This window comes from Candidatus Symbiopectobacterium endolongispinus, assembly GCF_018777385.1.
Taxonomy (GTDB): Bacteria; Pseudomonadota; Gammaproteobacteria; order Enterobacterales; family Enterobacteriaceae; genus Symbiopectobacterium; species Symbiopectobacterium endolongispinus.
The window spans coordinates 747479-772811 of sequence record NZ_JAFJYB010000001.1 but is presented as its reverse complement, the minus strand read 5'-3'; the positions used below and the strand labels follow the sequence as shown (position 1 = coordinate 772811).

Here is a 25333-nt window from a genome sequence, read left to right as displayed (position 1 = left end):
AACTTTGTGCATAGAAAGAGAAAATCAGAATGATGCTGATGTTATATCAAAAAGTGATTCACATATTATGGATTTTTTCAGCAAGATAAAAAAGTCCTCGGTAAATACCAGTAATACAAAAAACATTTTTTTGTGGATAGATATTAGTCAAACGCTAATTAAACGTCACCGAGGCAAAACTGTCGTAGCGGATAAACTATATATCCAGGATATAACCGCGTCTGCTATCAGACGCAATTATAAGACCAGTGCTATTTTTTCTCGATAAGGAATTTCACAACATCAGCATATTGCTTCACATATGCATCCATTGAGCTGGTATCTAAACCGTCGCTTTTCACCATATATTTGCCATTAACAAACATGGCCGGCACACCGCGCAATTGCAAATCCGCAGCCGCTTTTTCTTGCTGGGCAACCAGCGACTTAACCACGAAGCTATTCAATGCAGCGTCATAATCTTCAGCTTTAACACCCGCCGCCACAAACACCTTACGAATATCATCCGTGGTTTTCAGTGTTTGACTTTTTTGCACCGCATCAAACATTAACGGGGTGACTTTATCTTCAACACCCAAAGCGATGGCAACTGCCCAGGCCTGCGTTAGTTCTTTCCCCAAAGGCCCGAGGAAATCGACGTGATAGCGCGTAATTTTGGTATCCGCTGGAAGCACCTTACTGACAGCTTCAGGAATATGGTAAACCTCAGCAAACTTATAGCAATGCGGACAGTAGAAGGAGAAAAACTCCAGCACCTGCGGTAATTGAGGCACCGGTTTATTAACTTCAACGTACTGTTTTACATCAGAAAAACCTGCCGCTGATGCACCGAAGGCCAACATGATGCCCAATAATGCCGCAAATACACGCTTCATATAACACATCTCTCCGTTAAACATCAGTACATGGACAATAGCTGTAAAGGAGGCTCCTGTAACAGCTTAACCTGTTCAGTAAATATTTCTGTTTGCCTGAACCAGAAATCATCATCTTTTATCCAGGGAAAGCTCGGGGGAAATTCCGGATCTTCCCAACGGCGAATAATCCACGCTAAATAATGCACCATTCTCATCGCACGAAGCGGCTCAATTAACGCCAGCTCTTTCTCCTGAAACGTCATAAACTCACTATAGGCTTCCAGCAGAATATCGAGCTGAATTCTCTGTTCCTGACGCTCGCCATGAAGCAACACCCACAAATCCTGCACTGCGGGTCCGTTACGGGCATCATCTAAATCGACAAATAGTGGTCCGTCGCGCCAGAGAATATTTCCAGGATGGCGATCGCCGTGCAACCGAAGAAAGGAAGCATCCAATGTCCAATAGCGTTTTACCATTTCGATAAGTTGCTGGGTGGACTGCAAAAAGGAATCTCGGCTCGCGGCAGGAATACGTTGTGTTTGCGTCAATAACTGATAAGGTCTGTCGAGATATTCCTCAACCCCAATGGTAGGACGAGCAAGAAAAAGCGCTTTTTGCCCCGTTTGATGCCAACGACCCAGAAAACGGCCAACACCTTCCAATTGATCGTCATTATCCATTTCATATTGCCTCCCCCCTACGCTTGGGAAAACAGCAAAATAAAAGCCATCATAACAATGCAAGGTTTGACCATTGAGTTTCAAGGTGGCAACGACGGGCACCTCATCGTCAACCAATGCGAGGGCAAAATCGTGCTCTTCCTGAATCTGCTCCTGCGTCCACCGTTCAGGACGATAGAATTTAACGACAAAACGGTGCCGGCCTTCATCCATAAATTGATAAACCCGGTTTTCATAGCTGTTGAGCGCCGTCAAACCAGAATCAACCCGGATACCTACCGCGAAAAGCGCATCGATAATCAGCGAGGGAAACAGCGTCTGAAAATTAAACACTGAACTTTGCATAGCCGTCATCATTACTCGCAATAGGAATCAAAATAAGCCGCGGAAAAGCAGCGCCTGTTGATAAAGGCATCAGTCCTTGATAACACCCCGAGCTCGCAGCAATGCTGTTTTGAAATCTTCCTCATAATCCTTTTTCAAGCCTGGAATGACCTGCTCTTTATCCGTGTCACGCATTTTCAAATGGTAGATCAGGATATCATCTGTCAGCTCACTTAGTTGCCCCTGGAACCCCGCCTCCTGTGCAAGTTTTTGTAAAAATTGGACCAGATTCAGGTCCGGATCTTTTTGCCAGGCAGGATGCAGTAACTGGGGTCAGTTTGGATATCGAAAATTATTGTACGTTAAGAACATTTTTTGAGCGATGGTACAGTCCCCACTGTCACCACCAAGCATAAGGTATTTTATTTCCATTTCCTGCCCGTGACTTGTTGAAACAATGGTCAATCTCCCCCATATAGTTGGTACCCTAAAAAGAGGATTCCAATATGTCAGCAAAAGACGCGTTTTTCCAGAAATTAGAAACTAATGCCAATGCACAAAAAGAAGGTGAAAAAGCCTTTAAACGTGACGTATTAGCGTTCCAGGAAGATACAAAAGCACTGATTCTAGAGATAAAGGGGTGGTTTGAGGGAACGCCAGTAACAGCTAGTGCCAGCACAACTCTAGTGACCGAGAATACCGACCGATTTGAAGTATCAAATATCACTTTTAAAAATGGTGATAAAACACTAAAAATCATCCCTGAAGGTCTCTACTACTTCGGGATGAAAGGTGGTCTAGAAGTGACTATTTATAACCCAAGCCGAGCACCAAGCACATATAAATTCAATCTTCACTGGAAAGATGGAATAAGCAAACTGCCTGGATGGGTAATTGTCTCTGGTGGTGTAGGTAATGCTCCAGCTCAGCGTATTGAGTTCAACCAAGAAAACTTCTTCAAGATGATTACGACATTTGCTTGATGAGCTGAGGGCTGGCTCTCAGCCCTTCATCTCTCTCCGCTCTTTAGGGACCCCATTATTATACGTTAATCTCGATTTTTGAGCATAGGCAAGTTGCACAGAAGCTTAAACTGACACGACCTCTATGCAACGTAGGCCGTGATCAATCAATTAATGAAACAATGCCTTCAAGAATTTCTTTAAGCTCAATTTTGTCACTGTTACCATACCTATAAGTAGAGCATTTTATTATTTTTTCGGCAGTCATTAAGGGCCAGAATCTGTCCAGTACGTCATTAGGTTTCGTGCCGGTTGCCCTTCCTATGATTTTTTCGCGTCACATGTATCTGTGAAAACAACCTGAACTCCTGTCTCATCTCTTATTAGGTCCGGGCAAAGATAGTTTTCAATTTCACGTTTACGTGTGGCAAAAAACATTTTCCCGGCCTCTTCTACTTCCTTTTTTCGTTTCCCTATCGAAAGAACTTGTACTGGATCTCCTCCAATATCCGAATCAAGAAAAACGCACCATGGTAGTCCGAGGTCATTTGCCATATGTAATGTTACCCAATGCTTAACACTTCCGCACCCTCCAATCAGAATAGGTACAATATTCACATCTTCGAGGCTAACAGGAATATCTCCGGATTGTTTTAAACATTTTCCTGCATGTCTAAGGAATGTGACATCTGATTTCCCTTCAACTAAAACTATGCCTTTAGCTCTTTCCATACCAGTTTCTGGCAGAACGCCAAGACTTTCTGTCGCCTCCCTGAGAACTGCATTATCAGGCATTTTGACAACAGGCTGTCCATATGGATCTTTTGTTACATAACGAACGCCTTCGACTGGAATTAATACAGCTAAAGCCGGGACATGTGTAGTTACAATAATTTGCCTGTTAGGTTTATTTGAAAGTGACAATAAAGATTTCATCAACATAATTTGATAATTAGGATGCTGTGATGTTTCTGGTTCTTCTATAGCGTAAATAACGTTGCGCTGGGTTCCTGATACTGCTTTCTCTGCCTCCGCTCTAAAAAAATTAAGCAAAATAAGTCACCTTACACCGCTTCCTCTTTTATTTATTGGAATTCCATTCTCACCATCTAGTGTAAAGTTAAATGTCCATTTGGGTTTTTCTTTAAACCGAGGAGTGAGTTCATTCGCAAGCTCTGGTGCCATTTCTCGCAGTTTATCAAGAGTCCTCCCAGCAACATCTAACACACTGTCCTGGATTTCTTGTTCAAGAGCTGAAATCTCCGCTTGCAAAGCAGCCTGAGCATCTTTAACAGCTTGTTGTAATGGGTTTTTTGCTTCAGAGTCACCATCGCTACTTTCTCTGTCGGCCTTGAAAAGAGCAAAGGTTGGTAGTTGTTCAAGAATCCGTCACCATATTGACTTAGTTTCTGTCCCTAATCCTTTATCCACATAAAGTAAAATTTCAGCACATTCATATGGCATAGAGGCATCTCTGATAGCCTGTCGCCATAAAGATGCAATTCGCTTATCCTCCACGTTTTTCTCAATATCTTTTCCTGTGGCTTTCAATTCTGATATTTTCATTCCCAGCAAATTGTTCAACGGTTCATCTAAAGGGTGCTGGCAGCGAATGTATGTTTTATCTGGTTTTCCAGTTGTTGTCGCTTTGAATTTTTTTACAATTTCGAAATACCCATGGCTATTTAATAAATGCTCAGAAGACAGAGTCGTGCTCACTCGCTCATCAATAAGTATTACCGAAGGCAGATCATCAAATTCACAAGAAATTTCAAAGTGAGATTCCCCATCAGCCATACTAAAGCAATTCATGTCATTTTTATCTGCTTTAATTCCATCAATCTCAAAAAATATAGCTAATGCTTCAAGGATTGTTGACTTACCAAAATCATTACGACCAACGATTCCTGTCATGGCTTCATCGACAAGAATTTCCATCGTGTTTCTATAACCTCTGAAATTGGTAAGTTTGATCTTTCTGAGTCGCATGTGTAATCCTTATTTAGTGTATTAAAAAATTTCTTTATTTTGTTTATATATAGCCTGTATTCGACATACTTGTGAACAACTATATCCTGTAGCATCAGCTGTTTCACAAATACTCAGTTTCTTAATCTGCCGGTAGTACAGGACTTTCTGATGCCGCTCCTGATCGGTCTGTTTTCCCCGATATTTACCCAGAGTATGTGCCCGTTCAATTCCCTGTTTTTGCCGCTGGCGGCGACTCAGCCAGTCCTTATGCAACATCGCAGCCATCAGATCGATAAGCATGCTATTGATGGCGCTTATCACTGCGCGGGTGATTGGGTCGGCCTGCGAAGGGTCTGTATCTGACAGCGCCTGCCATGAGGTGGGGACATCCAGACTGACAATCCGCAATTCGTGTTGTTCGATCTGTTTTTTCAGTGTCATCCAGTCACTGTTACTCAGTCGGGTCAGCCGGTCTATCTGCTCGACCAGCAAAATATCATTACGGTGACTGTCCATCAGTAAACGTCCCAGTTCCGGGCGGTCAAGTTTTGTACCGCTGATATTCTCCCGGTATTAACTGGCTATTTTATTCCCCCGCTCCTGAACGAACTGCTCCAGCATCTCTTTTGCCCGATCGGCGAACTGATCTTCCGTCGATGCCCTTAAATAAGCTCTGATGAACATTTTTTCACCACATTGTCGCATTTAGATTATTGTATTTATTCTATCGCATATAGGTTATGTCATTCATCGTGTGTCGTCACATTTTGATTATGGCGTCAGGGTGTACCCTTATGCGATAACCATTTTTGTTAAAAATACCGCATCGAATAATTTATGAGTGAAACTATATGGCACGGAGGCAGATTCTTTCTCTGTCTGAAAGAGAATCATTACTGGCATTACCGGACGATGAGTTAACGCTGACCCGGATGGCGTATTTTAGTGAACATGATCTGGCGCTTATCAGTGCTCACTGTAAACCTGCCAACCGTTTTGGTTTTGCCGTCCTGCTTTGCTATCTGAAAAATGTCGGCTTTGCCCCAGATAAAAAAATTCCACCATCTGATGCGCTGCTGAAGCATATCGCCAGCAGGCTAAAACTCACCGGGGATCTCTGGCCTGCTTACCTTTCCGGCAGGGATACAACCCGGCGTGAGCATTTAACCGAACTGTACCGCTATCTTGGCGTAAAGGCGTTCACCGGCAAAATACAGCAGGACTGTATTACACACCTGCTGTCGATGGCGACGCGCACCGATAAAGGTATTCTCCTGGCCGAAGAGTTATTGGTCTATCTCCGGCAGAACAACGTGATGATCCCCGCGATTGATGTAGTGGAGCGTACCTGTGCGGAGGCCATGGCAGGCGGCGATAAAATCGTATTTCAGACCATGAATGCCCGTTAACTCCGGCTCACAGGGATGCTCTGGATCGTTTACTTGAGTCATCAGATAATCAGCCTTCCAGGCTGACATGGCTTCTGCAACCGCCGGGTAAAATCAATGGTAAGAACGTGCTGCAACATCTTGATCGGCTTAGAAGCATTGAATCGCTGACATTACCGGAAGGTATAGATCGTACCATTCACCAGAACCGGTTGCTGAAACTGGCGCGGGAAGGCCGAAAAGATGAGTAGTCGGGATTTGACCCGATTTTCAGCAGCCCGGCGTCATGCGATCCTGGTGTGCGTGCTGGAAGAAGCCTGGGCCACACTGACAGACGAAGTGATTGAGCCGCATGAGCGAATGCTGAACAGCATTTTCAGCAAAGCCAAAGAACACAGGCTGAGCGCCTTCAGCAGACCGGAAAGCTGATCCAGTCCAAACTGAGGCAATACATCGATGTCGGTCAGGCTCTGTCTGAAGCCCGTGATTCCGGTGGCGATCCATGGCCCGCAATAGAAAACATACTGCCATGGCCTGAGTTTGTCGCTAGTCTGGAGGAAACACGCTATCTCGCCAGGAAAAATAATTTTGACCCGCTGCATATTATTACTGAGAAATACAGCACATTACGTAAATATGCCCCGCGCATGTTGTCCGCTTTACAGTTAGTCACAACCATCGCAATCTCTGGCCGATGCGCTGGTTTTGATCAAAGATATGTACCGGAAACAGTCACGTAAAGTTCCGGCTACAGCGCCCTAAAATCACGGAAATTCTCGATGAGGTAAACAGCTGGACAACGTTTACCCGACATTTTTCGCATATAAAGAATGATATTGCCCGTCCCGATACCCGCCTGCTTCTTACCACCATCCTTGCGGATGGCATCAATCTTGGTCTGACCAAAATGGCAGAAGCCTGCCACGGAAGCACCAAATCATCACTCGAAGATATTCAGGCATGGTATATCCGTGACGAAACATATTTAGCCGCCCTTGCTGAACTGGTGAATGCGCAAGGGAAGCGACCTTTAGCTGCATTCTGGGGGAATGGGACGACATCATCATCATATGGGCAGAATTTCAGAACAGGCAGCTCTGGTCGCTACACAGGGCAGGTTAACCCGAAATATGGGCAGGATCCAGGACGTCAGTTTTATACCCATATTTCGGATCAATACAGCCCGTTTTACACCTGCATAATCAGTCGGATAAGGGATTCAACCTATGTGCTCGATGGCTTGCTGTACCACGAAAGCGACCTGGAAATCAGGGAGCATTACACCGATACCGCAGGTTTCACCGATCATGTCTTTGCCCTGATGCATCTGCTGGGATTTGCATTCTGTCCACGGATTCGGGATCTCCACGACAAAAAGCTATTTATAAAAGGGAAAGTGGCTAAATACCCGGCGCTTCAGTCGCTGATATCCACGACCAGCCTGAACCTGAAAGAAATTGAAATTCATTGGCGTGAAGTACTGCGTCTGGCCATCTCAATAAAGCAGGGAACCGTGACGGCATCCCTGATGCTGAAAAAGCTTGCCAGCTATCCCAAGCAAAATGGACTTGCCAAAGCACTGAGAGAAATTGGCCGCATTGAGCGGACCCTGTTTATGCTCGACTGGTTCCGCGATCCGGCACTGCGTCGGCGGGTACAGGCGGGGCTGAATAAAGGCGAAGCCCGTAACGCGCTGGCACGGGCGGTATTTATGCACCGACTGGGTGAAATCAGGGACCGGAAACCGGAAAATCAGAGCTACCGTGCCAGCGGACTGACGCTGCTGACGGCAGCGATCTCGTTGTGGAATACCGTGTATATGGAAAGAGCGGTCGATGCCCTGAAGCGTAATGGGCTGAAGATCAACGAGCAACTGTTGTCGCATCTGTCGCCATTAGGCTGGGAGCATATCAATCTGACAGGCGATTATATCTGGAGAAGCAACAGGATACCGGCTTCCGGTAAGTTTAGCCGCCTGAGACCAACTAAAGTCGAAAAGGTCAAAAAACAGCCTTAACGTACAATAATTTTCGATATCCAAACTGACCCCATCAATAATGCTGCTTTCATTCATCTTCCTTTGTCGGGGTCGTGCATGGGTTCAATGTCGGCCATGCGGAGGTGAGTGATGTTGGCAACAGTGCAAAGCAACAGATCGCCGCTCACCTCAGCATGTCAATGCCCGTGTGGGCGTCGGATTTACCAGTAGGGTTTCCAGCTCTGTAGCATCCGCACCAGCGCTTCGACATAAAAATAGTCTCCCCAGCTTGCGCATTCATACACGCCTTTATGACTGGCGAGGTGATAAACAGAGTGTTTGAGCAGACCGTTGCAAGGATCGTCAAGCCTGGCAAGATAATCCTGCGTCAGCGAAGACATAATATGTCGGGCTGCACGCAGGTAGTGGACTCGCTCTGGGTCCGTTACCGGCAAATGTTTGCACAGTTCAAGCAACCCGCACACAGCAATCGCTGCAGAGGATGAATCGCGTAGCGCGTCGGTGCCAAGCGGCGCTAGATCCCAGTGGCAAACACCATCTTCCGGCAACCGATTTAGAAAGTAATCCGCCAGTCGCTTCGCCAGCTCCAGCAATTCCCGATCGCCGGTATAGAGATAACTGAGCGTGAATCCATAAATGCCCCAGGCTTGCCCCCGAGATCAGCAGGAGTCATCCTCATATCCCTGCTGCGTATTGCCGTAGCGCGGTGCGCCGGTCGCGACATCCATATAATAGGATACGTCGATGCATCTTCGCGCACCAGATAACGCGCCACCTGGCGGACATGTTCATAGGCCGCATCAGCAAAGCGCTTATCGCCCGTTTGTTCACTGGCCCAGTACAGCAGCGGCAGGTTCATATTACAGTCGATGATCATTCTCCCGGCCTTAGCGGGGTCCGCAAGGTCACCCCAAGCCTGGATGATGCGGGCTTTGTCATGAAAGCGTTCCAGCAAGGCATCTGCGGCGAGCAGAGAGAAACCTCGGGCCTGCGTGTTGCCAGTCAATCGCCATGCCGCCATACAGGAGAGGGTATAAAGAAAGCCCAGATCGTGCGTGTTGGTGTCATGCCGCCAGGCGATGCGCAACCCGAACGAACGCACATGCCGTTCCGCCAAGGCGCTGTAGCGTTCATCGCCGCTCATCTCCCAGGCAAGCCATAGCTGGCCGGTCCAGAAACTGGTGGTCCATTCCACATTCTCGGTAAGAGGATAGTAGCCATTGACGCAGGTTTCTGCGGGAAAACGGTCACCGAAATCCGTTAAATTACGGCTAATCAGTTTAAGAACATGCGCACGTGCTGAAGTGAGCTCATCATAAAACTGGCGGCTATCATGAGGTTCATCTGCCATGCCACGCAACGGCTCTTTAACGATGTTATTTAACATACTGCGATTCCTATAACGTTCAGGCCACATTTAACCTGTCTATTGATGAATTTCTTCCTGAGTATTCTGGCCAACAGTGTTGGCCGATTTATCTCTGTTACTTCGGCAGGCGGAGAGGGTTACTGAGGAAATCAACGTGAAGGCAAGGGCGATACTCCCCATAATGATGTAGGTTTTTTCAAACCCGATTTTGTCGTACAGAAGGCCTGCTGGTGATGACACGACCACGTTACCCACATACAGCATGGCCTGATAGCCCAGAAGGTACATGGTAGAGTTAACGCGTTTGTCGAAATGCTCGGCAATGTATTAAAGATGGAAACCAGTAACAGGCAGATTTCCAGCCCGTACAGGGGTTTGATAACGGAAATCAACAGATGCGAGTCGCACACGCCTGATAAGATAAGGCGGCAACCGACGACCAGCCCCACCAGCAGCAAGCCCTTTTTAGCGCCGATATAATTCACGAATGCCTTAATAATCATATACATGATAAATTCCATACCGGATTGCACGGTACCCAGGTAACCAAATACGGCATTTCCCTGATGAACATCGGCAAAGAAGGTCACAAAATAGCGGGAGAATTGTTGTTCGGCGATAAACATCATCCAGGCAACACCCGCGATATACATACAGAACGCCCAAAATTTACTGGTTTTCAGCAGTGCATAGACATCGGACGGGACAATTTTTTCTTTCGACAGAACCTCACTCGCATGGGCAGTGGATGTATTTACCTTGAGACTGAACAACACCGCCAACATCACCAGCGAGGTGACACTGCCCAGAAGAAAGTTATAAGCCGGAGACAGGTTAAACAGAATACCGGAAAATGAAGAGGCGACGGCCCATCCCAAAGAGCCCCACATGCGGATCTGCCCGAACTCCATGCCGTTAAGGCGGCTGTAACGATCGGTGTAGGACTCACAGGCAGCCACGCCAGCATACCATGCAAAACTCAGATAAATGGCACCGATAATAATACCTAGCAGCGTGTTGGAAAGTAATAACGGCTGATAGACATAAATAAAGAATGACGCCATAAGGGCTGACATCGCGACAACAAAATAGAGCAAGTATTTATTCATGCCCAGTTTGTCGAGAATATACCCGTATATAGGTTTTAATATGACGGAGAAAATACCATTCACGGCAAAAACAGTGCCGATCACGGTGCCACTCAGGTTTGCTTTTTGGCCCAGCCAGATAGCGAGTAGCCCGATACTTGCAGACCAGGTAAAGAAATACATAAAAATAAACGCACTGATTTTATAATATTCCAATCTGTTGTTCGATGTTATATTTTTCATAAACGCCTCGATAAGATGCAGTCATTTACTGCAGGGACGGATATTGGTCAGTAGTACTGATATTTTTTCTTTGTTGGCATGACGGATACAAAGGGTGTTGCGTTCTATACTCACTTGCGGTTTGTCTGAATATTCTCGGGCGATGTCGTGCGTGGCAGCGACGGCGCAGCACAGCCAACTGATGCCCAGAGAAATTGAACCAGATAATGTGGGGATTGCTGCGCATTCAGCAAAAACAATGCTGCTGTTCGGTGGAGTGACAATATGACCCGGTTCTCGATGATAAAGCGGGGAGGATTCATGGATGAGGCTGGTGCCATTACAGGCGTGCAGCAGGCTGTCGCGGCCATCGCCCGGCACGAAAACACCGGCATGGTTGATGACGGCAAAGCCGCCTTCCAGCGTTTTTAGCGCTCTCGCACTGTCAATGCGGTGAACACGGACGTGCCATTCTCCGCAAGGAATTAGCCAGGTATCGATATGAACATCGTGCCACGGCGACCAACGCGACCAGATATAATCATATTGTACCAACACCTGTTCACAGTCGCGACGCCCACGCCAGTAATCATCGTTTTCGCATAACAGCAGCATCGAATAACAGGCTGCATGTTTACTGCCGAAACGACCACGTTCAATGGTGAAACCAAACAGGCTTGAGTAAGCAAATTTTAGTGTATTTTGCTTCGGTGTTGACGTAATTATTCAGCTCCAGCTGTCCTGATGTCAGCATATAAACATGCGCGTCATTCTTGGGGTGAAGAATGATCTGCGCGCCGTGCGTAATCGTGTGATTTTCTTCCAGCGTCGGCAGCGGTTGTTCGTCGGATTGCCAGAAGTGGCTGTTTTCTGGAATAGACAGAATAAGGAATACTTTCAGGCACCAATAAGGTGAACCAGGTGAATTATAATCCTCGCAAAACGCAAGGTTGGGATAGGTATAGCCCAGAGTGAGAATACCGTCCCGGTCAAAGATCGGCTTATCTTGCCACCAGCGTAAATTCCTGAGGATAATCCCTTTGACGTGACCGTGGGTCAGTACATCCAACTCAGCAAAGGCGACGGCACACCAGAACGCACTGGTGGCAAACCTATAAGTCAGACTTCGTCCGAAAGGAATGGCAGCGCCTTCCTCGGTGGACATATAGACAAAATCCTCGGCAAAGCGCCGTGCCCTTTCACGCAGCACGTTAGCCCTTTGGGGATCGTCCTCCCGGTTTAGCGTGGCGTAAATCAGACCATAAAAGTGGAACGCCATGGAAATATAATAATCTCGTGGACTTCCCTCCCCGTCGGAATACCATCCTTCACCAAGGTAATAGGCTCCCATCATCGCGAAACGCTGATTGATCACCTCTTGATCCCAGGGAAGGCCAGCGCGTTTGAAACCCAACTGAACCATGATGGCGAAATAATTCCAGTTATTGTCGGGCATCGTCGCGGTAGAAATCTGATTCAGCCAGTTGTAAAAGTCAGCTAGCTCTTTTTCCGTGAAAGCGTCGGTCAGACGATCTTGAAGAAGCGCCAACCCTAGGCCATAGACCGCCATTTCAACCAAGCGTTGATCGTAAGGGCCGGTTTCGCCCCAGTACGCTGGCGATTGCGGGTTGGTTCCCGCCTTAATCGCGGCAATGTAACGTGCGCTGAACGGCTCTTTTTCACCCGATGCTATCAGCGGGAAGATCCCCCAGAGCGCACGGGATAACCCTTCCATACGCGCGATGTCTGGCCCGTAATGTGCACAAGTATCCCAGAGGGAAAAACCTGAATCACCTGCGGAAAATTGCGTATCCAACGGCGTCAGTATGTCGGAAAGCCACTGCATTACATCCTGTCTGGAGGACAACCGATTTGATTTTATTTTATGAGAGTTCATGGTGTTACTCCTTATTTTCAATGCCCGGCCGTATCGACGAACACGCGTTAGTCTCAGGTCGCCCCAGAGCACGGGTGGATGCACAGAGCATAAGGAGGGCGTTTAGCCTAAAGTGTTATCGCTGTCACAGACAGAATATGATGACGGGACGTTGTTATTGAAAATTTAAAAAAACGTTTTATTAATATCCCCAATGAGGGAAAAACATAAGAATATTGCACTATGTCTTCAACATCATCATCAGACAAATTGGAGCTTATTTCTCTGAAAGACAGCCTGATCTCTTTCAGCAGGCTTAACGCTAATGCGGTGCGTTATCACCAATGGCATCAGTGTCTTGAAGTGCTGTATGTGGAAGAGGGATATGGTGTGGTTATCGCGGATAACCGGCATTACACCATGCGGCCGGGGCGGTTTTTTATTTTTCCGCCGTTCACACTCCATAAAATCATGGTGGAAGAGAGTGCCGCCAGTCATTACCGACGGACAATTATCCATGTTGATCAGAATGCTGTACTGCATATGTTCGATGCTTTACAACAACATCAACAAAAATTTCAGCGGTTCTCTACGAGGGGAAGCGGGGCGTTTGTTGCTGATTTACTGGCGTTGCATGATTGGTTTAATGTGCTCTTTACCCATTACAGCGTATTGGCGCAAGGGCATGAGCTGGATAAAGAAAATGTCGCGACACTGCTGTTATCGTTATTCAGCATGTTACCCGCGCCAGAACGACGTGCACAGGAAGATGAATACCGGCTTTCAAGCCAGGTAATGCTGTGGGTGGATGAAAATTATGAGCATAAATTTAGCCTAGATAATATCGCAGCAGACTTAAAAAAGTCCAAAAGCTATATATCACGTCGCTTTCATGCCGAGACCGGAGAGAAAATTAACGAATACATTACCACTTATCGTCTCAGGAAAGCGTGTGAATTCCTGTTGCGCAGAGAACTGAGTGTTCATGAAATTGCCACACGGGTTGGATTTTCCGACGCGACCTACTTTATCAGCACTTTTCGCAAAGGGATCGGCGTAGCGCTGTTGCAATGCAGGAAAAACAGGGATAAGTGACGGTGGTGATCGGGTGCAACACGTGGATAATCTCCGTATCGAGCTGAAGCTAATGTGGCTAAGATCGCACGGAAAAAAGGTATTACCCATAATATTCTAGTCATTTCATAGGAGCGATTCTCTTGACGTAAATGCCATTCCAGTTCACAGAGTGGCAATCAGGTAGATGCATAAAATCGGCAATATGGTATCAGTGAGATCTGTCGAAGCCTATGAGTAGATAATCCGCAATGGTTCTACCCCGAGAGACACATTTCCACCACCCGCTGGAAAGCGTTGTGTTTCATTTCTGGCATCCAGAAAAAAGCATCAGCCATGAACATACGCATGAATACTGCGAACTGTTTCTGGTCAGCAAAGGAAGCGGCATTCATGTCATCAATGAAAAACCCTATCTGCTGACTGCTGGCACTCTTTGTTACCTAAACCGGCAGGATTACCATTTGTTTGATGAGATGAAAAATCTCTGCCAGGTCAATTTACTGTATCTGGGACGTGACAGTTTCAATTGTATCAAACGGATTGACCACTTGTTGCCCCAGCAGGACGAAAGCAACGTGTGGCAGGTGGACACCAGAGTGATGCAGCAGGTGTTTGATCGTCTGGCAAGCCATCATGAAGAGGCATTCGAGGACAAACTTCTGGCAGAAAGTCACAAGGAAATGATTTTTCTTGAAGTATTGCATACCTTGAATCACTGGCGTTACAAAACGCAGGACTTTCATTCCAGCGATGATCGTATCAGTCAGATCCTGATTCGCCTTAAAGCCAGTGGCAGAATCCGCTGGACATGGATGCGCTGTGTCAGGAGTTTGGTCTTGCGCGCCGAACCTTGCAGCGTGGGTTTGCCGAATATACCGGTGTTTCGCCACAGCATTATCTGGCGCGCGTACGGTTATTGCAGGCGCGCTATTTGCTACGGTTTTCCGATCTGAACATTCATGCGGTGGCAGAACGCTGTGGTTTTGGCGACGTCAGCTACTTTTCCCGTGCTTTTCGTCGCCAGTTCGGCATATCGCCCAATCAGTGCCGCTAAGATCTGGCACCGCAATCGATTACTTCGAGGCGCGTTGCTCCCACGTGCGTATCATGGGGCACATCGCGAAAAATCGGCAGCGCTTCCCAGCGCAGCCAGTAGCGTGATTGTGGCCGGTAATCGCTGTTTTGTGCGGCAATAAGTTGCACTTCAGCCAAGGGCGAAAGATGTTGCCGCGGTTGCCGTAAATCGTCTGGCACTTTCTGTGTGAGCTGATGGGTTGTGACGACATTCAGTGTCGTTTCATCAATGGTCCATACGCCATTGCCTGCCAAGGTGGTGGTCCATTCGACCTGTAATAACCTATTTCCTATCCTGCATGGGGCGCTCAGCGTGACATCAGGTGGGATCGAGCCGCCTCCGGAAAAATCCCATCGAAAATCCCACTGGCTGATTTGCACTTTTTGCCACCGTCCTTGCTCATCCGGTCTGGCCAGAAATGCCTGTGAATGGCCCTGGTCGTCATAACGGTGGTAAATAAGTACCGGTTTCCCCTGATTATCGAATCCCACCTCTTGCACCATATTGATCAACCCGCCACACACATCGGCATCATCCACAATTTCCCCCTGTGTGCGGGAAATCGGCAATGAGGGTGGTGTACCGTCTGATTTTTCCCAGTGGGTCAGGTCGCGGCTACGGGCATAAGACAGATTGTTGTTGGTTTCGCAGGCAGGGGATTCACGCCACATCCATACCATGTGCCAATAACCGTCCGGGCCGCACAGTGGCTGGCAAGCATACCCGTTACGCTCCCCCTCGCCATTTAGCAGCGGAGTCTCCAGCAAGCGTGTCCAACGTTGGGTATCGCTATCAAAAATTTTATACAGGTCATCGCCGTTTCCGCTGCACCCATCGCGATAGCGAAACAGCAACCGGCCTTGATTGTCTTTGAAAGATACCGGATAGGTGACCCGGTTTTCGCGTTCACCGGTCATGTGCCGCACATTGACCAGAGTGGTGATATCCAGAGGACGTTCACTGCGAAAATAAATCAGCGGATCCACGTGCATATTACCCGCGAGATGAAGGAACCCAGCACAATCTACTGCCAGAGTCAGGTAGTTATGGGAATCAAAATCGGTAATATGGGCATCGTGCTCCCGCTCGGGCAGCCAGAAACTGTCTTGCTGAAAGGTGAGCCATTCCCCCTGTGGTAAACGGCGATGCCCCACTGTGATTCTGTGCTGGGGATCATACCAGGCGGCAAACTGGTGGTCGCCGTGATTAATCAGGCAATACAGTACGGTGAAATCGGCGCAGGCATCGGCCACCGGCGCAACAACGATATCAAACATCAGATACTCTCCTGGCGAGCAATAAGGGATTTACGACGAAGGAAAAACACCGCCAGCACTAGCGCGCCGAGCGGATGCAGGGTAGCGCCGACATAGATCGGCATCGAATAACCGAAGTTGTCTATAATCGAACCGACAAAACCGTTGAAAATGATCGAGGTGACGCCCCCCAAGGCGCCCATAACGCCGATAGCTGTCGCGATCGCCACGCGTGATGCCAGACCGCCCATAATGATCGTCGCCATACTCAACCACGCGGTGCACATAAAATTAATGATGGTCATGATGCCGATGGCGGCATAGACATTGCTGACCGACGGCAGCAAAAACACCAACGGAGCCAGGCAGGTGACAGACCAGATGATGGTCAACCGCGCACGGGTAGGTTCCATACCGCGAGAAACCAGACGGTCAGAGGCCCAACACACTGCCAGCACTCCAAACACCGCTACCAGTGGCGGAAATCACATCAGTTTACCCACTTCGGCGAGCGTTAGACCTATCTTCTCCTGCATGAATCCCACCTGCCAATATTGGTAGAAGAACCAAAAGGGGTCAGTCAATAAACGGGCAATCAGCAAAGCTCAGATCGGGGTGGAAGTTAATACCATTTTATAGCGTTGCAGCAGGGGAACCTGACGGGTTGGCGTGTCGGCAAGCGGTTCTCTGGCCTGGGGTGTTTGACGGCTGGCAAAAAACCACATCAATCCCACTGCAACCCCGGCCATCGCCGGAATAAAGAATGCCCAACGCCAACCTGCTGACAGCGTAATCCAGGCGACGAAAGGCGGCGCGAGAATCAAACCCAGCGACTGGATAATGTTGGTGAGCTGGAACGCGAAGGCGCGCTGTTCAGCCCGAAACCAAGTGAACACCGCCAGCGTCAATGCGGGAACGATACCGGACTCCGCGAGGCCGAGTAACACCCGTCCGGTCATCAACCCTGTGAGTGAGTGCGATAAACCCGTGAGCAGCGTAGCAAGGGACATCAGCACCATCAGCGCGGCCAGCACATAGCGGCTGCCAAAACGGTCTACAATCCCGCCGACAAAGAAATACATAAACGTGTAGGGGATCATGAATGCACTGATCAGCATCGAGTAATCGCTATTGGTGAGCGATAGTTCATGCATCAGGGTGGTTTTCAGGATCGATACTATTTGTCGGTCCAACGAAAAGAAAAATAGAATGCAGCCCAGGATCAACAACAGCACACCGACCAACAGTGTGAAGCTATCCCGACGGGCAGGTTCAACAACATCAGACATAAAATACTCCGTTTTTTTGGTTGTACGGATACGAGGTCAATCGGAGTATATCGGGGAGAGCAGGTAGGATACGGCACGGAACAAGGGAGTGTGATGCCTGACAATACGCTTTGACTTCAGGCGCCAAACCTGAGGTGAAATTGGCATTCTGCATTGTTCTTATGATTATTGTTCAGCTTTTGAACAGCGTACTGACTGGTGTTCTGCTGATCTGAACACAGGAGATTCTGAGTGGGACGGTTGCTGTGCGCATTACTGTGTAAAATAATCCACACATTGAAGCCTTACTTGAGGCAACACGTAAGAAGTTCACCTATCTACGCCTTGCGGTTAAAGAAATGAAACGACGTATAGCTAAGTTGGTATCATCGTTACTATTGGGTACCAGCATGGCGGGTAGTAGGTAAAAACAATCAGAGCTTCTCCAGCAGACGCTGCTGCCATAGCTTCAGCTCGGAGATAATCATAGATATTTAATTGAATCTGGTATCAGCGCTTTCAGCAAACGCCAAAGCGCTTTCCAACATCAATTTCAAGTGGTGTTGTAGTACCGCAGCCTGCTCCTCATTCCAGTCCCACGGTGGACTTTCCTGCATATAGGCACTCTGGGTCAACTCCATCTGAATCGTGTGAATACCCTGTGCCGGATCGGCATAATGGCGAGTGATGTAGCCCCCTTTGTATCGGCCGTTATTAACGGCAGTGAACGGGGAGCTCTGCTGGGCCAGATGGAAAATCCGCTGTTCAAGTTCTGGATGACAACTGTTTCCATCATTCGTCCCAATGCTGAAATCGGGCAGTTTACCGGTAAAAAACTGCGGCAATACGGAGCGAATTGAATGGGCATCCCACATCACCACACGAGGAAATTGCGCATGGAACGAGCGTAACGTTTCCTGCAACTTATCATGCCAGGGACGCCAATATTGCTCCCGGCGTAAGGCGATCTCTGTGGCATCAGGTTGCTGACCCGTCTGGTAAATTTCGCTGCCGTTGAAACTCACTACCGGACATAACCCGGTGGTTGCCTGTCCAGGATAAAGTGATTGATCATTCGGAGGACGATTTAGATCCACCACATAACGTGACCATTTTGCCTGCAGAACCGAGGCATTCATCTCACGTGCAAATGCATAAAGTTTTTCAATATGCCAGTCCGTATCCGGCACAGTGAGCGCGTCGCTGTTCAGCCGTTTTGCCATTCCCGCAGGGATGGCAGTACCGACATGTGGCATGGTGATGAACAGCGGTGCAGTGCCGGGATAAAAAATATAATCCTCTGTCTCAATCATGATGATTCCTGTTCCAATGCCGCAATGATCTTCTGACGAATACAAGTGACTTTATTCACCGTGGATAGCCGGGAGATGTCGCGCTGTATACCGCGCGTCCAAACATTTTTAATTGTCGATTGACGGGAGCTGGCAAATATATGTGTAGACAGAACATATTCTGCTGACAGGCCATCAAGCTGTGGGTGTCCGGCATCGAGTTCAACAAAATCTGTCTGTTCGCCACGAGCTATACCGGCGATCCGACGGCCGGATGCTTTTGCGCTGCCCAGCAGGGCTTGTCTATAGAGATAAATGGCGACGTCTGGTTCAGCCTCATCACAACAGATGTTGCGCTGCTGAAACCGCAGTCGTTGTGAATATTCAAGCTGGAGCAATTCTTCAGCAGCATTCACCGCGATGTGACTGTCTGAACCGATACCCCAGGTTCCGCGCACGCGCTGCCATTGGCGGAAGTCAAATATGCCATCACCCAGATTTGCTTCTGTGGTCGGGCATAAGCCGATAACCGCGCCGCTGGCAGCGGCCTGCTGATATTCCCGGTCATCCATATGGGTGGCATGGATAAGACACCAGCACGCATCAACATCAAAATTATCCAGTAACCACTGCACCGGGCGCTTACCACTCCAGGCCAGGCTGTCATCAACCTCTTTCTGCTGTTCTGACACATGAATATGCACTGGCGCGGCCGCATCAGCAGCAAAGACGTGTGATAGCATCGAACGTAAATCATCGGGATTCACCGCCCGTAATGAATGCGGAGCCACACCCAGCTTCGCCCCCTCCGCGTGACATAAGTCAAAAAGCTGGTCCCATAACGCCAGAAAGGCGGTTTGATCATGAACGAAGCGGCGTTGATGCGTTTCTGGTGCCTGATTGCCAAAACCACTGTGTTGATACAGTACGGGCAAAAGCGTCATGCCAATACCAGTGGATTGCGCCGCCCTGAGCAGCGCGGCACTCATAGAGATGGTGTTAGCGTAAGGTGTGCCCACGGTTGGTGGTGAATATAATGGAATTCACACACCGACGTATAGCCTGCTGCCAGCATTTCGCGATAAAGCGCTGTGGCAACGGTTTCCAACTGTTCGGGCGTCATGTGTTGGGCAAAAGCATACATCAGGCGGCGCCAGCTCCAGAAGCTATCGGATGGATGCTGACGATACTCGGTCATCCCGGCAAAAATGCGCTGAAAAGCATGCGAGTGCAAATTTGGCATACCGGGCAGTAACCAACTTACGGATTCCTGATGGTTTGGTTGTGCTGCGCCGATGGCAACATCTGTGATAATGCCGCAGTCATCCCAACTGATCAGTACATTTTGTTGCCATCCCTGTTTGAGACAGGCATGACGCGCGAAGAGTTGTTTGTTACTCATTAATAAAAGTTCCGATCGATGCTTACTGGCGCGTTAATACGGCATTGAGAAATTGGCGAGTGCGTTCATTTTTGGGGGAGGTTAAAATCTGTTCAGGCGGCCCCGATTCCACAATTCCACCTCCATCCATGACCACCACAATATCGGCGACTTCACGCGCAAAGCCCATTTCATGGGTCACCACTATCATTGTCATCCCTTCGCTGGCCAGCATCTTCATGACCTGTAAAACTTCGCCGACCAACTCAGGATCGAGTGCAGAGGTCGGCTCATCAAACAGCATGACGCTGGGGGACATCGCTAATGCACGACTGATGGCCACACGTTGTTTCTGCCCAACAGACAGACTGCCGGGCATCGCCTTAGCTTTGCTGCTCAGACCAACTTTCTCCAGCACGCGCAACATGACCGGGGCAACGCACAGATTTTCCATAACGGTGAGGTGAGGGAACAAATTGAAGGGCTGGAATACCATTCCGACGTCTTGACGCAACGCATTGAGCTGTTTTTCAGGCAAAGGTTTGCCGTGGCGAAGCAACGTTTTGCCACATACCGTAATATCACCGCGTTCAGGCATTTCGAGGCCATTGCAACAACGCAGAAAGGTACTCTTACCGGAACCACTTGGACCAATAATGACGATCACCTGACCCGGTAACACATCAAAATCAACGCCATTAAGTACAATGTTATCGCCAAAACGCTTGTGCAAGTCACGAATACTGATTTGTGCCTGCTGGCGAGTGTCAATGGTGGTCATTATTGCCCCCCTTTCTGATGATGCCGTTTTTCATAATGGCGTAATGCTGTTACGGTCAGGCTGGTCAGAACAAAGTAGATCACGGCGATAACCAGATACGTCTCGAGATCGCGATAGGTGTTGCTGATAATGGTATTACCCTGCTGCATCACGTCATGAATGGTGATAAGAGAAACCAGCGCCGAGTTTTTGATCAAGGCGATAAATTCATTACCCAGCGGTGGCAACATACGAACAATGGCCTGCGGTAGGATTATTTTCCTCATCGCCTGTTTGGACGACATGCCAAGCGAACGCGCCGCTTCATTTTGCCCACGATCAACCGACATAATGGCACCGCGTACAATCTCTGAAACATAAGCCGCTGAATAGAGGCCCAGGCCAATGACACCACAAAAGAACGAAGGCAACATCAGGCCAAGGCGTGGCAAACCGTAATACCAGATGAATAACCGCACAAGTAATTGCGTGCCGCGAATGATCGCGACATAGCTACTCGCGATGCCATACAACACTTTTCTCTGCGGGTTAATTCTCGCTACACCAATGAGAAGCCCAAGTAGGCAACTCAGAATCAAGGCGCAGATCGTGATTTCAATCGTGACCAGCGTCCCTGCCAGTAGCGCATCACTGCTGGCAAAAACCGGTGCAAAATTCAGATCTAAACTCATGGATTTTCCTACAGTCAGTTACTTAACAGGGTTGGGGAACCACTTATCCAACAACTGTTGATAGCTGCCATCGGCTTTAAGCTGCGACAGGGCGTTGTTCATATCAGCCACTAAAGTGGGTTCATCTTTTCGCACTGCAATGCCGTACTCTTCGCTGGTAAGTGATTTTGGCAATATTTTCACGCCACCACGGGTGCGCGCGTACTGGAATGCAGCAGGTTTTCCGGTAACCGCGGCCTCAACACGACCGATGCTGACCAGGTTAAACATCTTCTGGTTTTTTTCGACTTCAATGGTTTGGGCTTCAGGAAGATGGGTACGCAACCATTCAACCGATTTAGTGCCCGTCTGCACACTGATTTTTTCCCCTTTTAAATCTTCAGCGCTATTGATGGTGGTATTGTCGTCTTTAACCAGCGCCACCAGGCCACCTGCCAGGTAGGGCTCGGTGAATTCACCACCTGCTGACGTTCGGGGGTGATGTAAATTGCCGAAACGGTAATATCTGCGCGACCGGCCGTTAAGCTTGGGATCAGGCCTTTAAAGTCAACATTGGTCCACTGAATTGGACGGTCGAGTTTTTTACCCATCGCTTCAACCAGTTCAATATCAAAGCCGGTCATTTTTTGATTCTCGGTAAATTCCATCGGCGGGAAGGTGGCATCCGTTACCGCTTTAATTGGCGCACCTGCAGCCAACGCTGACAGGGACGTACTGAGCAGAGAAATAGCGATGAGGGTGGGTTTAACGGTGTATTTAATAAAAGACATATCTCACATTCTAAAATTAAGGTTGATTAGAAAAAGTAGGAGAACCATGCGTAAAGGTGGTACTCAGTCGTTGATGAATATCGTTTGCAGCACTCAACGTTGCATTGATGAGTTTCTGGTGCTGATTCTGGGCTCGAATGACTGGCGCCATGAGGGTCAGCGCACCCAAAAGCTGATGACTTTGCGTCAGGATCGGGACACTGACGCCCCACACGCCGGCATCAACTTCACTTTCAGAACAGGAATAACCCTGCTGTCGGATCGTGGAGAGTTCATTTATCCGCGCTTCACGTTCGAACATGTTGCTGAAGTGGCTCTGCAGAATGTGCTGGCTAACAACCGGTGGCAGATGAGCCAGTAAACATTTCGCCGTTGCGCCATTGTGCAACGGGAGACTGCGACCTTTTTCAAACGAACAGCGCAGAGACTGACGTGGCTCCAACATGCTGATACAAACCGCTTCTTGCTGCATTACCACAGTAATGGCCACTGTTTACTGGGTTATTTCATTTAACTTGTGCATAGCGTCATACGCGTTTTGTATCAGAAGTTGCACAGCATCAAAATTAAGAGACATTTGTAGACAGGCAGGGCCCGGCGAATAGAGCGACTCGGTTTCCATCACAAATCCCCAACGTCGCAAGGAGGCGAGCAAGCGATATAGCGTGCTTTTATTAAGTCCGCTTGCAGTGACTAATTCACTGGCGCTCACCGGGCGTCCAAAACCAGCAACAATGCGTAACACCAGCAGAATTCGTTCGGATGTTGGCACTGACTCTTTGGTGTAAATGTGGTTTTGAAAATTATCCATGGCTCTAAATTCACAGTGGTGGTGTCGCATTGAATATTGCAGATACTGTGCCAAAAATAAGGAAATATATTCCCGTAAAAAGGGAATGTATTAATAAACAGGATATTGTGTTGAGAGAATTTAGAGATTATTCAACTGGGCAATTGAGAGAAATTTACGGCTTGCATCAGCGTGGAGCAACGGAACGTTTATGATCCGTATATCGCATTAATTTGGTGCGCAGGTCGTGGGGCGGGCAAAGACCGTAAACATCAGCATAAAGACACCAACTCGGGGTGAAATCTCCCACCAGGTCATCGACGGCACTGGCCTGAAAGTCTTCGGCGAAGAAGAATGGAGAGTCAGGCTGCATAAAGACGTACTATGATAGGCTGTAAGTTGTATCAACCTTGGCGGTGGATGAATGCGTACATGCTCGCATTCGGTCAGTGGCTTTTGAAGTACCGAAGAGATGCTGCCGATGCCCGGTTAATCCTTATAGCGTCCTGAGCATGTTGACAGCTTGGGAGGGAAGGGGAATAACGTGTTCTCTGCAGGCTTTCATCTGCGTCGCCGGAATGGTCCACAGTGCATTATCGAGATCGAATACTGCCCATTTTGCCTCGGTAACTTCGGCTGGCCGCGCTAGTGTCCACCACATCAACCACATGCAATAGTTAACCTGGTATGAGCCACGACTGTTGTCAAAACAGCTTAACAGCTTTCCAATTTGCTGCGAGTTCAATGCCTGTTTGTGCTGCGTTTTGTTTGCCGGAAGAGCTTTACGTACCGGCCAGACAGGATCGCTATCTGCTCTGAGCGTCGCCACCTTTTACCGCTGGATACTCACCCAACGCAAACATGCTGGATTTGCCGTTGAGTTCATTTCTTGTACTCATTTTTGACTACGCTGTCATGAGATAATGTGAGGCGTCATGAAAAGAAAAATCCACGCAACTGCTTGGATTTTATGAGGTTTTGTCAGCCTTCACGAGATGCGGTGAGATCTCATGAGACAACAGAAGCGATTTTATACGTTAAACAAGAAGTTCATCACATCGCCATCTTTAACGATGTATTCTTTGCCCTCAGAACGCATTTTCCCTGCTTCTTTCGCGCCTTGCTCACCTTTGTAGGTGATAAAGTCTTCATACGCGATGGTTTGCGCGCGGATAAAGCCTTTTTCAAAATCGGTGTGGATTTTACCCGCGGCCTGTGGGGCCGTCGCACCGACAGGGATGGTCCAGGCGCGCACTTCTTTTACGCCTGCGGTAAAGTAGGTTTGCAGGTTTAGCAGTTCATAACCGGCACGGATCACGCGGTTCAGGCCAGGTTCTTCCAGCCCCAGTTCCGCCATAAATTCTTCGCGATCTGCATCGTCCAACTCGGCGATGTCGGATTCTACCGCGGCACACACCGGGACAACCACAGAACCTTCGCTGGCAGCGATTTCGCGCACCCGATCCAGGTAGGGGTTGTTTTCAAAGTCATCTTCATTGACGTTAGCGATGTACATGGTGGGCTTGAGCGTCAGGAAACTCAGGTAACGAATGGCTGCTTTCTCTTCAGCATTCAGATCCAGCGCGCGTAGCATGCCCGCTTTTTCCAACTGTGGCAGACATTTTTCCAGCGCGGCCTGTTCAATTTTTGCATCTTTGCCGCCGCCTTTGGCTTTCTTCTGCACGCGGTGCAGTGCACGCTCGCAAGTATCGAGATCCGCCAACGCCAGTTCTGTGTTGATGGTATCAATGTCGTCTGCCGGATCGACCTTGCCCGCAACGTGGATAATGTTGTCGTTTTCGAAGCAACGCACCACGTGGCCGATCGCTTCCGTTTCCCGAATGTTAGTCAGGAATTGGTTGCCCAGACCTTCACCTTTGGACGCACCTTTTACCAGACCCGCGATATCAATAAACTCCATCGTGGTGGGGAGAATACGCTGCGGTTTAACAATCTCAGCCAGCTTGTCCAAACGCGGGTCGGGCATCGGCACCACGCCAGTGTTGGGCTCTATGGTGCAAAACGGAAAGTTGGCCGCTTCGATACCGGCTTTGGTCAATGCATTAAACAGCGTAGATTTACCCACGTTAGGCAGCCCAACGATACCGCACTTGAATCCCATACTTTTATCACCTTAAATAGCTTATCAATCAGATGGTTATGTTTTATCATCTGAACAAATAAATACGTTAGCGCCAATTATACACGGAATGGCGCGTTAACTCGAACCGAC

18 protein-coding genes and 10 pseudogenes are annotated in these 25333 nt (G+C 48.4%); 7 read left to right on the top strand and 21 right to left on the bottom strand.

Features of this window, described 5'->3' with window-relative positions; all coding sequences use genetic code 11:
* Window positions 1-251: 251 nt before the first annotated feature.
* From dsbA to JZM30_RS03930, 3 genes are all read right to left on the bottom strand, one after another.
* Window positions 252-875, bottom strand: coding sequence for a thiol:disulfide interchange protein DsbA (gene dsbA, locus JZM30_RS03940; protein WP_252317632.1), 624 nt, complete (start codon window positions 873-875; stop codon window positions 252-254).
* Window positions 876-898: 23 nt separating this feature from the next.
* Window positions 899-1885, bottom strand: coding sequence for a serine/threonine protein kinase (locus tag JZM30_RS03935; RefSeq protein ID WP_252317631.1), 987 nt, complete (start codon window positions 1883-1885; stop codon window positions 899-901).
* Between the two features lie 69 nt (window positions 1886-1954).
* The gene (locus JZM30_RS03930; RefSeq protein WP_252317989.1) at window positions 1955-2188 is read right to left on the bottom strand and encodes a YihD family protein; all 234 of its coding nucleotides are present in this window, start codon (window positions 2186-2188) and stop codon (window positions 1955-1957) included.
* Window positions 2189-2370: 182 nt separating this feature from the next.
* Here JZM30_RS03930 and JZM30_RS03925 point away from each other — a divergent pair, with 182 nt between their 5' ends.
* A complete protein-coding gene (locus JZM30_RS03925; RefSeq protein ID WP_252317630.1) occupies window positions 2371-2847 on the top strand; it encodes a hypothetical protein in 477 nt (158 codons plus the stop codon).
* 142 nt (window positions 2848-2989) lie between these two features.
* Here JZM30_RS03925 and JZM30_RS03920 read toward each other — a convergent pair.
* Together JZM30_RS03920 and JZM30_RS03915 are read right to left on the bottom strand one after the other, a co-directional pair.
* Window positions 2990-4815, bottom strand: a pseudogene (locus JZM30_RS03920) (AAA family ATPase).
* Window positions 4816-4836: 21 nt separating this feature from the next.
* A pseudogene (locus JZM30_RS03915) lies at window positions 4837-5481 on the bottom strand (recombinase family protein).
* Between the two features lie 167 nt (window positions 5482-5648).
* On the opposite strand from JZM30_RS03915, the pseudogene JZM30_RS03910 reads away from it, so the two are divergent.
* Window positions 5649-8202, top strand: a pseudogene (locus tag JZM30_RS03910) (Tn3 family transposase).
* Between the two features lie 182 nt (window positions 8203-8384).
* On the opposite strand, the pseudogene JZM30_RS03905 reads toward JZM30_RS03910, so the two are convergent.
* From JZM30_RS03905 to JZM30_RS03895, 3 pseudogenes are all read right to left on the bottom strand, one after another.
* Window positions 8385-9571 (bottom strand): annotated as a pseudogene (locus JZM30_RS03905) (glycoside hydrolase family 88 protein).
* Between the two features lie 39 nt (window positions 9572-9610).
* A pseudogene (locus JZM30_RS03900) lies at window positions 9611-10884 on the bottom strand (oligosaccharide MFS transporter).
* 21 nt (window positions 10885-10905) lie between these two features.
* Window positions 10906-12760, bottom strand: a pseudogene (locus tag JZM30_RS03895) (DUF2264 domain-containing protein).
* Window positions 12761-12982: 222 nt separating this feature from the next.
* Here JZM30_RS03895 and JZM30_RS03890 point away from each other — a divergent pair.
* From JZM30_RS03890 to JZM30_RS03880, 3 genes and pseudogenes are all read left to right on the top strand, one after another.
* Window positions 12983-13834 (top strand): AraC family transcriptional regulator, encoded by an 852-nt coding sequence (locus tag JZM30_RS03890; RefSeq protein ID WP_252317629.1) that lies wholly within the window; start codon window positions 12983-12985, stop codon window positions 13832-13834.
* Between the two features lie 230 nt (window positions 13835-14064).
* A pseudogene (locus JZM30_RS24275) lies at window positions 14065-14466 on the top strand (AraC family ligand binding domain-containing protein); the annotation flags it as partial.
* A gap of 158 nt (window positions 14467-14624) precedes the next feature.
* A complete protein-coding gene (locus JZM30_RS03880) occupies window positions 14625-14870 on the top strand; it encodes a helix-turn-helix domain-containing protein (protein WP_252317628.1) in 246 nt (81 codons plus the stop codon).
* Here JZM30_RS03880 and JZM30_RS03875 read toward each other — a convergent pair.
* From JZM30_RS03875 to JZM30_RS03825, 11 genes and pseudogenes are all read right to left on the bottom strand, one after another.
* A complete protein-coding gene (locus tag JZM30_RS03875; RefSeq protein WP_252317627.1) occupies window positions 14867-16168 on the bottom strand; it encodes a BNR repeat-containing protein in 1302 nt (433 codons plus the stop codon). The two genes, JZM30_RS03880 and JZM30_RS03875, sit on opposite strands and share 4 nt — an antisense overlap.
* Window positions 16168-16605, bottom strand: coding sequence for an MFS transporter (locus JZM30_RS03870; protein ID WP_252317626.1), 438 nt, complete (start codon window positions 16603-16605; stop codon window positions 16168-16170). Before JZM30_RS03870 ends, JZM30_RS03875 begins: the two co-directional genes overlap by 1 nt.
* Window positions 16606-16752: 147 nt before the next feature.
* Window positions 16753-17436, bottom strand: a complete 684-nt coding sequence (locus JZM30_RS03865) for an MFS transporter (protein ID WP_252317625.1) — start codon at window positions 17434-17436, stop codon at window positions 16753-16755.
* Window positions 17437-17909: 473 nt separating this feature from the next.
* Entirely contained in the window at window positions 17910-18728 is an 819-nt protein-coding gene (hutG, locus tag JZM30_RS03860; protein ID WP_252317624.1) for an N-formylglutamate deformylase, read from the bottom strand.
* A complete protein-coding gene (locus tag JZM30_RS03855) occupies window positions 18725-19696 on the bottom strand; it encodes an amidohydrolase family protein (RefSeq protein ID WP_252317623.1) in 972 nt (323 codons plus the stop codon). Before JZM30_RS03855 ends, hutG begins: the two co-directional genes overlap by 4 nt.
* Window positions 19693-20109: an amidohydrolase family protein gene (locus tag JZM30_RS03850; protein ID WP_252317622.1), complete on the bottom strand. Its 417-nt coding sequence runs from the start codon at window positions 20107-20109 to the stop codon at window positions 19693-19695. The genes JZM30_RS03855 and JZM30_RS03850 overlap by 4 nt, the downstream gene beginning before the upstream one ends.
* 22 nt (window positions 20110-20131) lie before the next feature.
* Window positions 20132-20869 (bottom strand): amino acid ABC transporter ATP-binding protein, encoded by a 738-nt coding sequence (locus JZM30_RS03845; protein WP_252317621.1) that lies wholly within the window; start codon window positions 20867-20869, stop codon window positions 20132-20134.
* The gene (locus JZM30_RS03840) at window positions 20869-21540 is read right to left on the bottom strand and encodes an amino acid ABC transporter permease (protein WP_252317620.1); all 672 of its coding nucleotides are present in this window, start codon (window positions 21538-21540) and stop codon (window positions 20869-20871) included. The genes JZM30_RS03845 and JZM30_RS03840 overlap by 1 nt, the downstream gene beginning before the upstream one ends.
* Before the next feature lie 18 nt (window positions 21541-21558).
* Window positions 21559-22163 (bottom strand): annotated as a pseudogene (locus tag JZM30_RS03835) (transporter substrate-binding domain-containing protein).
* A 163-nt stretch (window positions 22164-22326) separates the two neighbouring features.
* A complete protein-coding gene (locus JZM30_RS24270; protein ID WP_367115844.1) occupies window positions 22327-22755 on the bottom strand; it encodes an IclR family transcriptional regulator domain-containing protein in 429 nt (142 codons plus the stop codon).
* 48 nt (window positions 22756-22803) lie between these two features.
* Window positions 22804-23121, bottom strand: coding sequence for a helix-turn-helix domain-containing protein (locus JZM30_RS03825; protein ID WP_252317618.1), 318 nt, complete (start codon window positions 23119-23121; stop codon window positions 22804-22806).
* 29 nt (window positions 23122-23150) lie between these two features.
* Between JZM30_RS03825 and JZM30_RS03820 the strand changes: the two genes are divergently transcribed.
* Together JZM30_RS03820 and JZM30_RS03815 are read left to right on the top strand one after the other, a co-directional pair.
* Window positions 23151-23315, top strand: a complete 165-nt coding sequence (locus JZM30_RS03820; protein ID WP_252317617.1) for a hypothetical protein — start codon at window positions 23151-23153, stop codon at window positions 23313-23315.
* A 38-nt stretch (window positions 23316-23353) separates the two neighbouring features.
* A pseudogene (locus JZM30_RS03815) lies at window positions 23354-23473 on the top strand (IS5/IS1182 family transposase); the annotation flags it as partial.
* 126 nt (window positions 23474-23599) lie between these two features.
* On the opposite strand, the pseudogene JZM30_RS03810 reads toward JZM30_RS03815, so the two are convergent.
* Together JZM30_RS03810 and ychF are read right to left on the bottom strand one after the other, a co-directional pair.
* Window positions 23600-23929 (bottom strand): annotated as a pseudogene (locus JZM30_RS03810) (tyrosine-type recombinase/integrase); the annotation flags it as partial.
* A 201-nt stretch (window positions 23930-24130) separates the two neighbouring features.
* A complete protein-coding gene (gene ychF / locus JZM30_RS03805; RefSeq protein ID WP_252317616.1) occupies window positions 24131-25222 on the bottom strand; it encodes a redox-regulated ATPase YchF in 1092 nt (363 codons plus the stop codon).
* Window positions 25223-25333 lie beyond the last annotated feature (111 nt).